Origin of the sequence: Bradyrhizobium sp. AUGA SZCCT0182, from assembly GCF_018130185.1 — a bacterium.
Taxonomy (GTDB): Bacteria; Pseudomonadota; Alphaproteobacteria; order Rhizobiales; family Xanthobacteraceae; genus Bradyrhizobium.
In genome coordinates this window covers 317990-334615 of the sequence record NZ_JAFCLY010000002.1, presented here as the reverse complement: position 1 = coordinate 334615, position 16626 = coordinate 317990, and the positions used below count along the sequence as shown (strand labels likewise).

Genomic DNA, 16626 nt, shown 5'->3' with positions numbered 1-16626 from the left:
AGGCAGTATGCAGAACCAAACATCGACATCGGCCCTCGAGGGCGTGCGGGTGCTGGATTTCTCCATCATGCTGGCCGGGCCCTATTGCGCGCGGCTGCTGGCCGATGTCGGCGCGGAAGTGATCAAGATCGAGCCGCCGGAAGGCGACGAAATGCGACTGCGCGCGCCGGTGCGTGACGGCCACAGCGCCTATTTCGGCCAGCTCAATGCCGGCAAGCGGAGCATCGCGCTCGACCTGAAATCTTCAGATGCGATCAAGCTCGTCCATCGCATGGTCGAAGACACCGACATCCTGGTCGAGAATTTCCGACCCGGTGTGATGGAGCGCCTGGGTCTCGGATATGAGACGCTGCGACAGATCAATCCGGGACTGATTTACTGCTCGATCTCCGGCTACGGCCAGACCGGTCCGCAGGCCGAGCGCGCCGCGTATGCGATGATCGTTCATGCCGAGAGCGGCTTCGATCGCACGCTGATGCGGTATGCCGACGACCGCGACCGGCCGGCGGCAGGTGCGGTGTTCGTCGCCGATGTTCTCGGCGGCATTTTCGGCTTCTCGGCAATTCAGACTGCAATGGTGCAGCGCTCGCGCACCGGCGAAGGACAGCGCATCGATGTCGCCCTGATGGATTGCATGCTGAATCTCTTGGTGTATGAGCTGCAGGAAGCGCAATTCTCCAAGCCGATGCCGCGGCCGACTTACGGGCCCGTGCGCACCATGGACGGCGACATCCTGATCGCGCCGGTGTCGGCGCGCAACTTCGCGGCGCTTCGCGACCTGACCGGCCTGGCGGAGCTTTCGTCCGACCCGCGCTTCACATCGGTGCCGAAGCGCGGCGCGAACTGGACCGCGATGATGCAGGTCATCGAAAAATGGACCATGCAATACACGATGGACGAATGCTTAGCCTTGCTCGATCAGGCCGGCATTCCCTGCGCGCGCTTTCGTGACCCGGCCGAGGCCTTGGACGATTCCGATCTTGCTGATCGCGGCACATTCGCGCCGATCGCGGACGCCGCCGGTGAATTCAAGGGCGTCAACGCCCCGTGGCGAATGTCGGGTGCGCGTAGTGCGATCGGGCGGGAAATTCCGTCCGTAGGGGCGCACCGCGACGACGTGCTCGAACGCGTGCTCGGACTGTCCGCGGATGAAATCGCAAAACTGGCCGCCTCCGGCGCGTTCGGAAAGGTCGCCAGAACGGCAGCGGAATAAAGCCGACCGGAGAGAAAGACTGCATCAAAAAACAAAAGAGACGACCTGATGGGAGGATCGACGTGAAACGACTTCATTTCTTCGCTCTTGCACTCGGCCTTGTGGTTCTTGCCGGAACTGCCGCCGCAGATAATTACCCGTCGCGGCCGATCCGGCTCATCGTTCCATATCCCGCCGGCGGTTCGACCGACATCATGGCGCGCGCGCTGCAGGAGCCGATGGCAAAGATCCTCGGCCAGCCGCTCGTCATCGACAATCGCGGGGGCGCGGCGGGCACGACCGGCGCCAACGAAGCCGCCCGGGCGGATCCGGATGGCTACACCCTTTTGTTTGCAAACAACGGCCCGATCTCGATCGCCCCACTGCTTCAGAAGGGCGTCGATTTCGATCCGTTGAAGAGCTTTGCACCGGTCTCGCTGGTCTCCAAGGCGCCGCTGGTTCTGGTTGCGAGTGAAAAGGTGCCGGTGAACGATGCCGCCGGGCTGATCGCCTACGCCAAGGCGCAGGGCAAGCCGATGCTGTATGCGACCGCCGGACCTGGCTCGCTCGGACATCTCAGCACAGAGCGCTTTCTCAACCAGGCCGGGCTGCAGATGGTCCACGTCCCGTACCGCGGCCAGGCACCGACAACGCTCGCGATCTTTGCCGGCGAGGTCGACATCCTGCTCACGACAACATCCGACACGCTGAACGAACATATCCGCTCCGGCAAGGTGAAGCTGCTCGGCGTTTCGTCGCCTGAGCGCTCCGCCGTTGCTCCCGGGGCCACGCCCATCGGGAACGTCTTGAAGGGGTATTCAGTCGAAACCTGGTTCGGGCTGTTGGCTCCCGCGGGTACGCCGCCTGAGATCGTCAGCAAACTCAACGCCGCTATCAAGACGACGCTGGCGATGCCGCAATTGCGCGACCGCTTTCTGGCCTACGGCGTGGAGGCCACGACCAGTACTCCCGCCGAACTGTCCGCCATCATCGCGGCCGAAATTCCCGTGTGGCGCAAGGTGATCGAGGAGCGCCATGTCAAGACCGAGTAATGGCCGGCAGATGATCGAGCTTTGTTCGAATCAGAACGTGCCGGGATAGGCGCCGCCGTCGATCAGAATGTTTTGCCCGGTGATGTAACCGGCTTGCGACGAGCACAGGAACGCGCAGGCAGCGCCGAATTCATCGGGCTGGCCGAACCGCTTGGTCGGGTTGGCCGTTCTGATCTCCTCGGTCACGGCGCCGACCTCGCGCGACGAATGCCGGGCCAGCGCCGTCAGATTGGACTTGAGGCGGTCGGTATCGAACGTGCCGGGCAGCAGGTTGTTGACCGTCACGTTGTGTTCGGCGACCGACCGGGCCAGTCCCGCGACAAAACCCGTCAAGCCGGTGCGCGCGCCGTTGGAAAGCGCAAGCATCGCTACCGGCGCTTTCACGGCATGCGAGGTGACATTGACGATGCGACCGAACTTGCGCGCGATCATGCCGTCCAGCGTCGCCTTGATCAGGGCGATCGGTGCCAGCATGTTGCCATCGAGGGCCTTGATCCAGTCCTCACGCTCGAATTTGCGAAAATCCCCGGGTGGCGGCCCGCCGGCATTGTTGATGAGAATGTCGGGAGCCGGGCAGGCGGCGAGAATGGCGTCACGGCCCTCTTTGGTGGTGACGTCGGCAATGACGGTTTTGGGCCGGTTGCCGGTCGCAGACGCGATCTCCTCCGCGGCACTCTCCAGCACATCCCCGCGGCGGGCCGCGATGATGAGGTTGACTCCTTCGCGGGCGAGCGCCATCGCGCTCGCCTTGCCAAGGCCCTGGCTTGCCGCGCACACGATCGCGGTACGTCCCCTCAATCCCAGATCCATTTGTACTGTTCCAATCAGGAGTTCGGCAAAGCCATGCCCGCGGGTTTCGAACCCCACATGCAGAAACTGGTCGGCTCAAAGCCGAATTGCCGCGGCCGGTGCGTCGCCTCGTCCTCGATCTCGTCGACGCCGACCGAGTATTCGAAGATCATGCCGTCCGGGCCTTTGAAGTAGAGGAAGCGCGCGCCCGAGGTCGGATGGCGGCCGGGGCCGAACACGATCGGCACGCGCCGCTCATTGAGGAAGTAGTAGGAGCGCAGCACGTCGTCGCTGGTCTCGACCTGGTGGTTGATGTGCTGGATGCCGGCCTTCGGCGCCCGCACCAACGCAATGGTGTGATGGATCGCGTTGACGCGCATCAGCGGAATATCGCCGATCCGGTCGCTGACACGGGCGTTGCACACTTGCGTCCAGAACCGCTCATCGCGCGCCGGATCGGTGGAGTTGAGGCCGATATGGCTGAAGCCGGTGATCCCGGCATCGCGGCTGGCGAAATAGCGCCGGCCGCTGCGCTCCGGCCGCACCACCAGCTCAATATGATTGCCGGTCGGATCGCGAAAACCGATGAAGGCTCTTACCTTGCGCCGCTCGGCTTCCTGCGCAGTCCCTGCGTGGACGGCATGCCCGAGCTGTTCCAGCGTTGAGGCCGCTTCCTGCAGGCTTGCCTCGTCCTCGACCTCGAAGCCGACGGTCTGGTCGTCAGGGTCGCCTTCCATGTAGCACAGCGTGTGCGCACGCTCGTCGGAGCGAAGGTACAGATCCTTCTTGCCGCGCTCGGCAATCTGCAGGCCGAGACAGGCGGTCGCGAAATTCTCGGCCGCTTCGAGATCGGGCGAACCGAGGCGGACGTAGCTCACATCCTTCAGCTGGATCATGTTGTTCTCCTGTTCATCGGCCCGGCGCTCAGTTCCGGTACGTCCTTGCTTTCGCTGCCCCAGTCGCAGAGCGAGGAGGCAGCAAGCGGGAATTGCCGCGCCAGCCGCGGCTTGCCGTCGATTTCAGTCATGCCGTTCACGTAAGAGAAGATCAGGCCGTCCGGGCCTTCGACGTGCAGGAACATCTGGCGTGAGGCGGCCTCGCGGCCCGGGCCCTGCACGATCCTGATCTGGCTTTCCTGCATGAAGTAGCTGTTCTGCATGATCTGATCGAGCGCCTCGACTTCGAACGCCGCATAGAGCAGCCCATTGCGGTTCGAGGGATACAGCGCGATGCGGTGGTGCAATCCGTCGATCCGCAAATAGGCGATGTCGCCGACCCAGTCGCTGACCTCGGCGCCGAGCGCGCGCCAGAATGCGAGGTCGCGTGCGTGATCGGTGCTACGAAGGCCGACGCCATGAAACGCGACGATGCCGGCATCGCGCGGTGGAAAATACCGCCGTCCGCTTCGTGTCGGCCGCACTGCCAGATCGATCCGGTTGCCGGATGCGTCTTCCGTCAACAGCGCCGACCGGACATAGCGGCGCCGACACTCGCTGGCTGACGCCTCTTGCACCGTGAAGCCGAGTGCGCGCAATCGCCCGCCGATTTCTGCCAGCGCCGTATCATCCCAGACCTCGATCCCGACGCTGGGGCCATCAGAAAAATTCTGTCCAAGGCTCACCGTGCGAAACCGGTCGTCGGAACGAAAGGCGATCTCGCCATCCTGATCGGCGACGCGCTGCAGCCCAAAAATATCGGACACAAAGCGTGCGCTCGCGCTCGGCTCGCTAACGGCGAGGCGAACGTAGCAGACCGATGTGATCAGAGGGGTGGCGCGGCCATTGTTCATCGCGCCCGCGCCTTCGGATGCTGGGATTCCAGGAAAATCTTGATCATCCGCCGCCACACCGCGAACAGCTCGTCGAACCATTTGGGATCGTTGTCCCACAGCGTGCGCAGCGCCATGCCGCGGACGAGGCTTAATGTTAGGGCCACGATATCGGCCGACAGCGAAGGCGGCACGCCGCTCGCAGCCAGCGCTTCGGTCCAGGCCGTCTCGACCGGCCGGCGCGCCTTGCGGGAGATGTCCAGGATCTGCTTGCGGACGGCCTGATCGGTCGACGTCGACAGCACGATGTCGATCGCTACCATGAAATGTTCGCTGAAGAAGAACTCGCGTGCGTCCTCGATCACGGCCTCGATCAGATCACGCGGCCGGTTCACCGCCGCGGCGCGGCGCCGGCTTTGGATCTGCGCCTGCTCGAAGACGTATTCCAGGGTGGCGACAACAAGCGAATCCTTGGTCGGAAAATGATGAAGCTGCGCGCCACGGGACAGGCCCGCTTCGGCGGCGACGTCGGCGGTTCGAAAGCGGGCGTAGCCGCGCCGGCGAATGAGTTCCGATGCGGCCTTGAGGATGCGCGTGCGCGTTTCCTCGGTTCGTTCGGCCTGGGTGCGCCGCCGGGCTGTGCCAAGCGGTCGGCGCGCGGATTTCAGCGGGGCGGGGACACGGTCAGGACGGCTCGCCATTTCTAGACCTCGATCTGAACGTTGCCGTCAACGATGGTGACGGGGTAGGTTTTCAATGCAATTTCGCAGGGCATGCCGGTCGGCTCGCCGGTGGTCACGTCGAACGTGCCGAAGTGGAACGTGCACTCCACGGTTTTGCCGGTAATGATGCCTTCTTCCGCTAGCGATGCCTCTCCGTGAGTACACATGTCGGCGGTGGCGTAGATCGCGCCGTCGACCCGGTAGAGCGCCACGTTGGAGCCATCGGGCAGCGGCGCCTGCTTGATTTCGCCTTCGACCACTTCATTAGCCGCGCAGAGGACGAGTGTTTCACCCATATCAAGACCTAGAGCATGGTGCTGCCGCCGTTGACGCTGATGACCTGTCCGGTCACGAACGATGCTTCGGCGGAAGCGAGATAGGAAACCATCGAGGCGACTTCCTCCATTTCGGCCGGACGGCCCATGGGAATGACGCTGACGAATTTGGCGGCGAGCGCGGGGTTGCTCTTGGTGATCGCCACCATCTGCGGCGTGTTCACCGCGCAGGGGGCGACCGTATTGACCGTGATGCCGTCCTTGGCGAATTCCCGTGCCATGCCTGTCGTGAGGCCGTGAACGCCGCCCTTGGCGGCGTTATAGGCAGCATGATCCCACAGGCCGTTGCGGACTGAATCGGCGCCAAGGTTGATAATGCGGCCATAAGCCTGCGCGCGCATCCTGGGGACCGCGTACCAGGAGCACCACAGCACGGTCCAGAGATTGCGATCGATGGTGGTCTTCAGGGTTTCCGGCGTTTGCTCGGCGAACGCCTTGATGATGCCGCCGCCGGCATTGTTGATGAGGATGTCGAGCCGGCCGAAGCGCTCACTCGCGAGATTGATGGTCTTCTCCGCCGTGCCCTGATCGGAGAGATCGCCGGCTTGGCTGGTGACCTCGGCGCCGAACTCCTTGCTGAGATGAGTGGCAGCCTGCTTCAGCCCGGCCTCGTCGAGGTCGGCAAGCACGAGCTTGGCGCCGTCCCGCGCCAACCGCTCGGCGATCGCAAGGCCGATGCCCTTGGCCGCGCCCGTGACGATGGCCACATTATCCCTGAGCTTTTGATCCATTTCTTGCTTTGCTTTCACAGAATGATGCTGACGCGGCCCTGGGCGCGAAGACCTTCGCTGTCCAGCAGGCAGCGCTTCTCCTTGATCCGGAACGTGCCGTTGCCGGGCACCAGACGATACCGGTTGCTGCCGAAATAGGTGTCCGTCACGCCGTCCTTGGTGCGATAGGTGATAAAGGCCGAACTCACCTCGATATCGTCGCCGATATGCTTTCTGATGCGGACGTTGCTGACGAGGTGTCGCGTCCTCGAATGCGGGAACTCGGCATGCGCGGTTCGTTTCATCAAGCGCTTGACCCGCTCGCTGAGCCGGAAGCGGTCGTCGGCGACATAGAACAGGTTGTTGTCGGGCGAAGCGTCGACGGCCAGGTCCGTCGCCGGGACGTAATAAATCGCGTCGTCAGTGAACAGCTCCAGCCATTCCGGCAGCCGCCATTCATCCAGCAGTTCGGCTTCGGCAAACAGGAAATCCTCGACGTCGGTACGGGCTATGGCGTGCATCGCGGTTACTCCGTCGCTCATGCCGGCACCCTGAAAATATGCTCGTTCCAGTTCGACCAGAACGCGCGCATCTGCAATTCGTCGTCGTAGGACGGGTTTTCCTTGCCCATGCCTTTCGAAATGTCGTTCCACTGCGCCTCGGCGGAGTTGCGAAAACCGCGCTGGCACTGCTCGAGCGCCTCGACGTCGTCAGGCGTTGCAAAGCCGCCGGGCCCGAGAAATTCGAGGAAGTTGAACAGCCGGTATTTCCGTGCCCATTCGGTCTCTTCCTTGGGGGCCAGGGCCCAGGCGCTGATGTTCATGAAGTCGGGCGCGGCGGGATAATAGGTTCGTACCGTCACGGCCATGATGTCGTTGATCACCAGGTTCGGAAAGATAAACAGATTGCGGTTGAAGGTGGCGATGCGATCGGCGCGCTCCTTGCCGAACCGCTTCACCAGGCCATCATAAAGACGGGTAAGCTCGTGTTTTCCTTCCTCGCCCCATGAGGGAATCCATTGCGCGACGGGGCGGCCCCAGGGCGCCTTGTATTCGAGCACGGCATGGCCTTTGCCGAGATCGCGCGCAGAGCCCTCAAAGGCGACCTGAGCCAGCGCGCCGCTCGCCGACTTCAGGTAGTCCAGATAGGTCGCATGCGTCGTCAGCGCGTGGTAGCCGTCGATGCTGTTCTCGGTCAGCAGCTTCCAGTTCGCCCGCATCGAGTATTCCTGCGTGCCGCCGACGATGGTCATTCCCATCTCGGCCTGATCGCAGATCACATCGAGATACTCCTTCACCGGACCGAGATAGTCCGAAAGGCTCTCGACGCCCTTGTCGAAGCAAATGAAATTGAGATCGCGGTAGCTCTCGAACCGCGCCACCTGTTGCATGTTGGAGGTCGAGCGCTCCTTGAAATCCGCGGCGTAGGAGGACTCGCCAGGCTGGCTGCGCAGCGTTCCATCGAGCCCAAATACCCAGCCGTGATAGAAGCATTGGAAGGATTTGGCGCTGCCGTGCTTTTCGCGGCAGACCTGCGCGCCGCGATGCGGGCAGGTGTTGAGCATCGCCTTGAGATTGCCCTTGCCATCGCGCGCGAACAGAATGTTCCGCCCCCCGACCGAACGCGTGACAAAGTCCCCCGGCTTGGCGAGTTCGGAACTATGGCCGAGGTAGAGCCAGCATTTGTCGAAGATCTGCGCCCGCTCGGCCTCCAGAATATCAGGATCGACAAAGGCCCGGCGCGAAACCTTGAATATCTTCTTGCCTTCATCGATCATGAGCGCGGTATTCATCCGTTGGAACGCGTTCATTGCTGTTTCTCCCTGGAAAGTTCTTTGCTTTTCATTTCAAGGCGGCCCGCAAATCGTAGGCGGGCGATTCAAGATCGGCACGTGACGGCTTGGTGTTCGCCGCGATCACGCGCTTGAGTATCGCCATCTCCTTGGCGGCATTAACCGACAACGCGCCGACCACTTCCGAGCCGCGCATCGCTACAACCGAGAATTTCCCAGAACGTTCATCGCCGCGGACGATGTGGTCGCTGTCGAGCATGTCGCCGGCGACCTGGATGTTCAGGTCATATTGGTCGGTCCAGAACCAGGGCGGGTCGCTGTACTCTCTGGCCTCGCCGATCATGTTCGCCGCGACCGAAATCGCCTGGTTCTGCGCGTTGGCCCAGGTCTCGACCCGGATCGCGCGGCCGTGACAGCGGCTCCATTGCAGAGCGGCATCGCCGGCGCAGAACACGCCTGACGCCGCGGTGCGGCCGCAGGCATCGACGGCGATCCCATCCGCCGTTGGCAGGCCAAGCCGTTCGGCGACCGTCGGCACCGGTTCAACGCCAATGCCGATCAGCACCAGATCCGCCTCGACCCCTTCGCCATTGCTGAGCTGAATGCCTTCAGGCGTACTTCCGGTGACGGTCGCGCCAAAGATGAAGTTGACTCCATGGCTGCGATGCTTGGCGGCGACGATGTCGCTGACGAGCGACGGGAATGCCCGGGCCAGCAAGCGCGACTCGCTCTCGATCACCGTAACGCGACATCCGTTCTTTGCGGCTGCGCAGGCCGCCTCGAGCCCGATCACGCCGCCGCCGACGATCGCGATCCGGGATTGATGCTGAACGGATTTGCGAAAGCGCAGCGCATCCTCGACGTTGCGCAGGTACTGAATTTCAAGGCCCGGCTGTTCCAGCGCAGCAAGCCGGCGAGGCCGCGTTCCGGTCGCGATCAGCAGGCGATCGTAGGCGAACGAACGGCCATCGGCTGTGGTAACCGTGCGGCGGTCGGCGTCGCAATCAGTCACTGCCGCGCCGGTTTCGAGCCGAACGTTCAGGACGTCGCTCCAATCCCGGGCCTGCTTGATGTAGGCTACCGGCGCGTCCGGGCTGCAGAGCATCGCCTTGGACAATTGCGGCCGCTCGTACGGCGGATGGGGCTCTTCGCCGAGGATGGTGATGGCGCCCTGAAAGCCGCGGGCGCGCAACGCTTCCGCCGCACGGCCGCCGGCCTGGCCTGCTCCTGCAATCACGATGTTTTCGACTGGCGCCGTCAATTTTCCGCTTTCACTCCCTGACGCGATCTTGATCGTCGCGTCCTTTCCGCAAGTCGGTTGAGCGGAGGTCCGCAAAACCCTGCAATTCGTTTCTTTGATTGCATCCATATTAAAAACAGTCCAACCTGCTTGTAAAGTAGCATCGCAGGTTCCGCCCGGAGAATGTGGGCGGGGAACACTGGTGCGGTGCATAACAATATCGAGGAAGCGCGTTGTGGCCGAGGCCATCGATACCCATACCCATTTCGTTCCCGGCAGCATTCCGCAGCAAGCCGGGCGCAATCCGCTTTGGCCGTCGATCGAACGCAAGGGGGCAGATAGCGGCGCGGTGATTGTCGGCGGCAAGGTGTTCCGCGTCATCGATTCCCGAAGCTGGGACGCCAGGCGCCGCATCGACGACATGGCAGCCGACGATGTCGACGTGCAGGTCGTCTCGCCGATGCCGGAACTGCTGTCGCACTGGTTTCCGGCCGCGGATGCCGACGCGCTGTGCCGGCATATCAATGAGGGTATCGCCGAACTCTGCAATGCGAACCCCGGGCAATTCATCGGCATCGGCATGGCGCCGATGCAGGATGCGTCTCTCGCCGTCAAGCGGTTGGACGAGATCAAATCGCTTGGCCTGCGCGGCATCGAGATTGGCAGCCACATCAACGGTATTCCGCTCGGCGATATCAGGCTGCACGATATCTATGCCGCGGCCGAACAGGCGGGCTTGATGGTGATGGTCCATCCGCTGCATCCGCTCGGTCTCGACCGCATGGGCGGTCGGCCCGAGCTGGCGGCGGTTGCGGCATTTCCGCTCGAAACCGCGTTTGCCGCGGTGTCGCTGATGACCAACGGTGTGACTGAGCGTTTCCCAAATCTGCGGATCCTGCTCAGTCATGGCGGCGGCGCGCTGCCCTGGATCCTGCCGCGGCTGCGGCACGCCCGGAGCATTGGACCGCCCTTGGATAGCCTGTTTCCGCGCGATCCCGGCGAGATGGTAAAGTCGTTCTTTTACGACACCATCCTCTATGACGATGTCGCGCTGGACTATCTGGTGACCAAGGTCGGGAAGGACCGCATTGTGGCTGGGTCGGACTATCCGTTCACGATCAAGCAGGATCGGCCGGCGGAGTTTGCCGAGCGGGCGCTGGGCCTCGCGCGTGAAACGTTTATGAGCAATGCGAAGGGCTTGTTGGGTCTCGACATCAGGGCCCCAGCTTGAAGCAAACCTGAAGGGAGGCTGTTCTGGCTACCTGCTATTCCTATCGTCAATTCTGTTCGCTTGGGCTTCTCCCACCGCGTACGCCGGCAAGGCCGGACCCGCAGGTGCCGCGCGACCGCGCATTGGGACCGTGCGCGCATGGCAAAATCGGTGCATTTTATTTCTATGCGGAGGGCTCGCGCGACGATCCCGCGTTCGGCTTTTGCGACATCGAGGTTTCGATCCAGGTGGTAGCGACCGGGAAGGTGCGGCTCGAACTCTATTGCATCGCCGATGGCTACCAGACCGCACGCGGTGTCGGCGCCAGGCATCCGCTCAAGATCGCGGTGATGGCAAAGGACCGGGTACTGGCTGTGGCGGCCTGGCACTTTGCCGACGTGATATGCGGCCATGCCGATCCCATGAACTTCGCAACCGATCTTGATATCGCGGATGAATTGTTCGCGCAGATCGACCGGATTGAACTGCAGGAAACCAAAGGCGAATCCAGGGCGTGCGAGTAGAAGGGTAGGCCGTGCTGATGCGTGCCGACGACGCTACCTGCGGGCCCACGACAAAAGAAACCGGCCAACTTGCTTGTAAGCCAAAAATTAGTATGCTAGTGTACCGTTAAATCGAGATCCGTTCAAGCGGGCTTAACGGGGAGGGAAGCATGATCCGGAAATTTGGATGGACGGCCGCGGTTGCCATGATGGCCGTTGCAACGATCGGTGACCTGTCGGCCGCCGAGAAGAAATACGGGCCCGGCGTCACCGACACCGAGATCAAGCTCGGTCAGACGGTTCCCTATAGCGGGCCGGCGTCGGCGTTCTCCAGCTACGGCCGGGTGATGACCGGCTATTTCAAGATGGTCAACGAGGCCGGCGGCATCAACGGCCGCAAGATCAACATGATCTCGCTCGATAACGCCTTCAGTCCGCCGAAGGCAATCGAACAGACCCGAAAGCTGGTCGAGAATGACGAGGTGCTGGCCGATGTCGGTACCGTCGGCACGACGCCGAATGTCGCGATCCAGAAATATCTGAACGGCGCCAAGGTGCCGCACATCTTCGTGTCTGCCGGTGGCCGGCGTTTCGCCGACCCGCAGAACTTCCCCTGGACCGTGCCGATGTATCCGGGCTTCGAGATGGAGGGAAAAACGTTCGGGCAGTACATCCTGAAGCACAAGCCGACCGCCAAAATCGGCGTGCTCTATCAGAACGATGATTACGGCAAGGACTTTCTGGTCGGCCTGAAGGCTGCGCTCGGCGACAAGATCAAGATCGTTGCCGAAGTGACCTATGAAATAACCGAGCCGACCATCGACTCCCAGATCGTTCGTCTGAAGGATTCCGGATCCGACACGTTGCTGTACTTCTCGACGCCAAAATTCACCGCGCAAGGACTGCGCAAGGTGAAGGAGACGGGCTGGACGCCGCTGCAGTTCCTTGCCAGCCCGACCAATTCGGTCAAGACGGTGCTGGAGCCGGCCGGATTCGACAACGCGCAAGGCATCATCACGACGCAATTCACCAAGCAGGCTGGTGATCCGGCCTGGGCCGATGACCCCGAGGTGAAGGAGTATGTGGACTTCATGAAGAAGTGGGCGCCGAACGACAATCCCGGCGATTTCGTCGCCCTGTCGGGCTATGTCAACGTGCAGGGCATCGTCCAGGCGATTACGAAGTGCGGGGACGACCTGACGCGGGAGAATCTCCTGAAGCAGGCGACCAACATGAAGGGCACGCGCCTCAAGATGATGCTGCCCGGAATCCAGCTCAACACCACGCCGCAGGACTATGCTCCCTATGAATCGCTGCGCATGGCAAAGTTCGAAGGCTCTTCGTGGAAGCTGATCGACGAGGCTGCAACGTCGGCCTCGGCCAAATAGCGGCATTGGTCCGGAGTACCGGCCGTCACCTGATCCTGATCAGCCGCTTGCCGGTGTTCTCACCGCGATAGAGTCCGGCGATCGCTCCCGGCGCGTGTTCGATGCCTTCGAGCACGTCTTCGGAATAGCGCAGTCGTCCATCGCGGATCCACTGGGCCAGACGGGTGACGGCCTCTTCGAACCGGGGCGCGTAGTCGAAGATGACGAAACCCTGCATGCGTGCGCGTTTGACCAGCAAATGGCGCTCGGTGCGCGGACCGTTGGGCCACGGATTCCAGCTCGACACCGACGCGGTACCGCAAATCACCACGCGGGCACCGACGGCGAGATGGCGAAGCACAATGTCGCTGATAGCGCCACCGGTGTTGTCGAAATAGAGGTCGACACCCCTTGGGCAGGCCGTGGCAAGCGCGGTCTCCAGACTGTCGCTCTTGTAATCGATCGCCACGTCGTAGCAGAACAGTTCACGACACTGGGCGACCTTGGCCGGCCCGCCGGCAATCCCGACCGTCCGGCAACCCGACAGTTTTGCGATCTGGCCGACCGCTGACCCCACCGCGCCGGCCGCGGTCGACACCACAACGGTGTCGCCGGGGCGCGGCTGGCCAACGTCCAGCAGCCCGAAATAAGCAGTGATCCCGTTGAGACCGGTGACGCCGAGCGAGAGCGAAAGCGGCAGTCCGTCTTCCCCGATCTTTCGCGTGACGGCGGCAGGTCCGACGACGGCGAACTCCTGCCATCCGAACATGCCCATCACCTTGTTGCCCGGCTTGAAGTCGGGATGTGCCGATTGCAGCACCTCGCCGGCGGCGAATGAGCGCATCACTTCGCCGATGCGCACCGGCTCCGAATAATTGGCGACATTGCTGACCCAGCCGCGCATGGCAGGTTCGACCGAAAGATAAAGGTTCTGCACCAGGATTTGGCCCTCCCGCAGATCGGGAACGTCGGACTCGATGATTTCGAAATTGTCGGCCTGAGGAATATCGGCCGGCCGGGATTTCAGGATGACCTGACGATTGCGATTGTTGTTCATGGCCAACGGTTCCTGTTGGGAGGGTATGCGGTGCGCGCACGCGACGAGCTGATGGGCTCACCGATCCGCTTGCATTAGTCCGCAAAGATAGTACGTATGTGTACTATATCGGACAAGGCCCATATGTCGAGGTCGATCCGGAAGGCGATGCCGCCCAAACGCCAACAGGGGAGAGATGAGCTTGAGGGCCAATTTAGTGCGGGCTATCGCTGTCGTCGTACTTCTCTTGGCCGCTTGCTTCCCGGCGGCTGCTGCGGAACCCTATCCCTCGCAGCGTCTCACCCTGATCGTTCCATTCCCGCCCGGCAGCGCGACCGACAGCGTGACGCGGCATCTGGCCGAAAGCATTCGTGCAACGACCAACGCCACCGTTGTGGTCGAGAACAAGCCCGGCGCCGACGGCAATCTTGCGGCGCTCGCGGTCCTGAAGGCGGAGCCCGACGGTTATACGGCATTTGTGACGACGAATTCGACGCAGGCGGCGAACATCAGCCTGTTCAATTCGCTGCCCTACGATCCCAAAGCGGACTTCGCACCGGTCGCCGGCATCATGACAATACCGATGATGCTGACGGTAAGGGCTGATTTTCCGGCCAGGACCGTTACCGAATTCGTCGCGCTGGCGAAGCAGCGCGAAAAACCCTTGTCCTTTGGCAGCGGCAATACATCGAGCAGGGGCGCGGCCGAGCTATTCAGGTTTCGCCAGGCCATCGAAATGCAGCACGTGCCGTATCGCGGCATGCCGCAGGCCTTGACGGACGTGATGGGCGGGCAGATCGATTGTGTCTTCGCCGATCCCGCGAGCGCGCAGGGACTGGTTCAGGACGGCAAGCTGCGGGCTTTGGCCGTGACCAGTGCAAAGCGGCTGGAGACGATGCCGGAGCTACCGACCATCGCGGAAAGCGGATTGCCGGGTTACGAATTGACGGCCTGGGTTGGCGTCTTCGTCCGGGCAAAGACGCCAATCGACATCATCGCAAGGCTCAACACGCTGGTCACCGGCTTCGTCAACAGCGCTGAGGCGAAAAAGTACCTGACCACGATTGGTGCTGCGCCATTTCCCTCGACGCCGCAAGAGCTCGGGGCCTTTCAGGAAGCGGATACCAGGCGCTGGGCCGAGATCGTCGCGACCGCGAAGATCGAAAAGAAGTGAACGGCACTCTGCTGTTCGTCGACGTGCGCAAATGGCGCTGCGGCGATGGCGAGTTCCCCTGAGTGTACGTGTCAGTGAAACGAAACGATCCAGGAACAATGAAAATGGGAAATCTGTGTGCGGGACGTGTTGCGATCGTGACGGGTGCGGGCCGCGGCCTCGGGCGCGAATACGCGCTGATGCTGGCCGAGCAGGGGGCGAAGGTCGTCGTCAACGATCTCGGCGCCACCGCGGCCGGTGAGGGCGCCGATCTGACGCCGGCGCAGTCGGTGGTCGAAGCGATCAGAGATGCCGGCGGCGAGGCGATCGTGAACGGCAACGACGTCAGCGACTGGGGCGGCGCGAAGGCGCTGATCGACGAAGCGGTTGGGACATTCGGGCGCCTCGACGTCCTGATCAACAATGCCGGTATCCTGCGGGACCGCATGATGGTCAACATGACGGAGCAGGAATGGGACAGCGTCATCAACGTGCATTTGAAGGGGACGTTCGCGCCTTCGCACCATGCGGCACAATATTGGCGGCAGGAAGCCAAGCGGCGCGGTTCCCCGGTGGGCGCGCGGTTGATCAATACATCTTCCGCCTCAGGCCTGTTCGGCAATGTCGGCCAGACCAATTACGGGGCGGCGAAGGCGGGCATCGCCGCCTTCACCATCATCAGCGCGACCGAACTCCGGCAGTATGGAATAACCGTCAACGCCATCGCGCCGCGCGCGCAGACCCGGATGACGGAAGGATTGAGGGAGCGCACCGAGGAAGACATCAAGCGGCGCAATCCGCGCTGGGTCGCGCCGATCGTCGTCTGGCTGGCCAGCGAGGAATCCCGCGACGTCACGGGCCGCGTGTTCGAAGCGGGCGATGGCATTCTCAAAATTGCCGAGGGCTGGCACGCGGGGCCGGGGATAGAGCCGGTCGAGGATCCCAATGAGTTGGGTCCAAAGGTTGCGGAGTTGCTGAAGCAGGCACGCCCCAATGCCGATATTTGGGGGCGAGACATCGTGTCATAGAGCGCCACCGCATCGCTAACGATCGATGCGGTCTGCTCAGCACGTAAAGGGATGAGCGGCTACGCCGCTTTCCTGCTCTTCCGTGGTTTGCCCTTCTTGCCGACGTCTGCTTCGCTCTCATCCGGCAGGGCGCTTCCGTCGGACATCGCCAGCAGATTGTGCTTCATCGCCAGCAATGCGTCCGAAGCCGCCTCCAATGCCTGCCGGTCAATCCCGTTGGTCAGTTGGGCATTGAATTTGTCGGTCTCCTTGCGAAGTTTTTCCAGGAAGCCGCGCGCCTGCTTGGTGACGAAGACGCGCTTGACGCGGCGATCGACCGGGTCCGCCTGCCGAAGCACGAAGCCGGAAGACTCCAGACGATCGATCAGCGCTCCCACGCCGACCTTGCCGACGTCGAGCTCATTGGCGAGCTGAGTCTGCGGCAGTCCGTCTTTCCGCGAGATGAAGGCAAGCACCCACCATTGCGACCGCGTGATGCCGAGCGGCGCCAGGGCGCGGTCGAACATCATCCGGCGCAGCCGGGAAACGTCGTGGATGAGGTAGCCTAGTCGGAGATCCCAGTCGGGCCGGTCGACCATTCGATTTTTTCCTCGTCAGAAGCTGATACCGATTGCGTGTCCATCACCGGCGATTCAACTGATATCATACACAAGCGTATTTTAAAAGGAACGCGCCGCGGCGATCCCGTCCGCGGCGATTCATGGCCGTACGTATCCCCAGGAATCGGCT

18 protein-coding genes are annotated in these 16626 nt (G+C 62.4%); 7 read left to right on the top strand and 11 right to left on the bottom strand.

Features of this window, described 5'->3' with window-relative positions; translation table 11 throughout:
* The first annotated feature begins 7 nt into the window (after window positions 1-7).
* Both JQ611_RS03925 and JQ611_RS03920 read left to right on the top strand, forming a co-directional pair.
* Window positions 8-1213 carry a CaiB/BaiF CoA-transferase family protein gene (locus JQ611_RS03925; RefSeq protein ID WP_212464572.1) on the top strand — a complete coding sequence of 402 codons (1206 nt, stop codon included), beginning with the start codon at window positions 8-10 and terminating at the stop codon, window positions 1211-1213.
* Between the two features lie 62 nt (window positions 1214-1275).
* Complete coding sequence (locus JQ611_RS03920; protein ID WP_212464571.1) at window positions 1276-2244, top strand: tripartite tricarboxylate transporter substrate binding protein; 969 nt, start codon at window positions 1276-1278, stop codon at window positions 2242-2244.
* Window positions 2245-2274: 30 nt separating this feature from the next.
* On the opposite strand, the gene JQ611_RS03915 is transcribed toward JQ611_RS03920, so the two are convergent.
* The 9 genes from JQ611_RS03915 to JQ611_RS03875 all read right to left on the bottom strand — a co-directional run bounded on the left by JQ611_RS03915 (window position 2275) and on the right by JQ611_RS03875 (window position 9621).
* Window positions 2275-2982, bottom strand: coding sequence for an SDR family oxidoreductase (locus tag JQ611_RS03915; protein WP_409411250.1), 708 nt, complete (start codon window positions 2980-2982; stop codon window positions 2275-2277).
* 86 nt (window positions 2983-3068) lie between these two features.
* Window positions 3069-3929 (bottom strand): VOC family protein, encoded by an 861-nt coding sequence (locus tag JQ611_RS03910; RefSeq protein ID WP_212464569.1) that lies wholly within the window; start codon window positions 3927-3929, stop codon window positions 3069-3071.
* Window positions 3926-4822 carry a VOC family protein gene (locus JQ611_RS03905; RefSeq protein WP_212464568.1) on the bottom strand — a complete coding sequence of 299 codons (897 nt, stop codon included), beginning with the start codon at window positions 4820-4822 and terminating at the stop codon, window positions 3926-3928. Before JQ611_RS03905 ends, JQ611_RS03910 begins: the two co-directional genes overlap by 4 nt.
* Entirely contained in the window at window positions 4819-5502 is a 684-nt protein-coding gene (locus JQ611_RS03900; RefSeq protein ID WP_212386050.1) for a TetR/AcrR family transcriptional regulator, read from the bottom strand. The genes JQ611_RS03905 and JQ611_RS03900 overlap by 4 nt, the downstream gene beginning before the upstream one ends.
* A gap of 2 nt (window positions 5503-5504) precedes the next feature.
* Window positions 5505-5819 (bottom strand): non-heme iron oxygenase ferredoxin subunit, encoded by a 315-nt coding sequence (locus JQ611_RS03895; RefSeq protein ID WP_212464567.1) that lies wholly within the window; start codon window positions 5817-5819, stop codon window positions 5505-5507.
* 8 nt (window positions 5820-5827) lie between these two features.
* Complete coding sequence (locus JQ611_RS03890) at window positions 5828-6589, bottom strand: SDR family oxidoreductase (protein ID WP_212464566.1); 762 nt, start codon at window positions 6587-6589, stop codon at window positions 5828-5830.
* Window positions 6590-6603: 14 nt separating this feature from the next.
* Window positions 6604-7110, bottom strand: a complete 507-nt coding sequence (locus JQ611_RS03885) for an aromatic-ring-hydroxylating dioxygenase subunit beta (RefSeq protein WP_212464565.1) — start codon at window positions 7108-7110, stop codon at window positions 6604-6606.
* Entirely contained in the window at window positions 7107-8378 is a 1272-nt protein-coding gene (locus tag JQ611_RS03880) for a Rieske 2Fe-2S domain-containing protein (protein WP_212386046.1), read from the bottom strand. Before JQ611_RS03880 ends, JQ611_RS03885 begins: the two co-directional genes overlap by 4 nt.
* Window positions 8379-8409: 31 nt before the next feature.
* Entirely contained in the window at window positions 8410-9621 is a 1212-nt protein-coding gene (locus JQ611_RS03875) for an NAD(P)/FAD-dependent oxidoreductase (protein ID WP_212464564.1), read from the bottom strand.
* A gap of 214 nt (window positions 9622-9835) precedes the next feature.
* Between JQ611_RS03875 and JQ611_RS03870 the strand changes: the two genes are divergently transcribed.
* The 3 genes from JQ611_RS03870 to JQ611_RS03860 all read left to right on the top strand — a co-directional run bounded on the left by JQ611_RS03870 (window position 9836) and on the right by JQ611_RS03860 (window position 12701).
* On the top strand, window positions 9836-10831 hold the full coding sequence (locus tag JQ611_RS03870) for an amidohydrolase family protein (protein WP_212464563.1): 996 nt from the start codon (window positions 9836-9838) through the stop codon (window positions 10829-10831).
* Between the two features lie 104 nt (window positions 10832-10935).
* A complete protein-coding gene (locus JQ611_RS03865; protein ID WP_212464562.1) occupies window positions 10936-11334 on the top strand; it encodes a hypothetical protein in 399 nt (132 codons plus the stop codon).
* Window positions 11335-11483: 149 nt separating this feature from the next.
* Complete coding sequence (locus JQ611_RS03860; protein ID WP_212464561.1) at window positions 11484-12701, top strand: ABC transporter substrate-binding protein; 1218 nt, start codon at window positions 11484-11486, stop codon at window positions 12699-12701.
* 25 nt (window positions 12702-12726) lie between these two features.
* On the opposite strand, the gene JQ611_RS03855 is transcribed toward JQ611_RS03860, so the two are convergent.
* Window positions 12727-13737, bottom strand: coding sequence for an NADP-dependent oxidoreductase (locus tag JQ611_RS03855; protein WP_212464559.1), 1011 nt, complete (start codon window positions 13735-13737; stop codon window positions 12727-12729).
* A 181-nt stretch (window positions 13738-13918) separates the two neighbouring features.
* On the opposite strand from JQ611_RS03855, the gene JQ611_RS03850 reads away from it, so the two are divergent.
* Both JQ611_RS03850 and JQ611_RS03845 read left to right on the top strand, forming a co-directional pair.
* On the top strand, window positions 13919-14890 hold the full coding sequence (locus tag JQ611_RS03850; RefSeq protein ID WP_212464558.1) for a tripartite tricarboxylate transporter substrate binding protein: 972 nt from the start codon (window positions 13919-13921) through the stop codon (window positions 14888-14890).
* A gap of 104 nt (window positions 14891-14994) precedes the next feature.
* On the top strand, window positions 14995-15897 hold the full coding sequence (locus tag JQ611_RS03845; RefSeq protein WP_212464557.1) for an SDR family oxidoreductase: 903 nt from the start codon (window positions 14995-14997) through the stop codon (window positions 15895-15897).
* A 59-nt stretch (window positions 15898-15956) separates the two neighbouring features.
* On the opposite strand, the gene JQ611_RS03840 is transcribed toward JQ611_RS03845, so the two are convergent.
* Complete coding sequence (locus JQ611_RS03840) at window positions 15957-16475, bottom strand: MarR family winged helix-turn-helix transcriptional regulator (protein ID WP_212268837.1); 519 nt, start codon at window positions 16473-16475, stop codon at window positions 15957-15959.
* Between the last annotated feature and the right edge of the window lie 151 nt (window positions 16476-16626).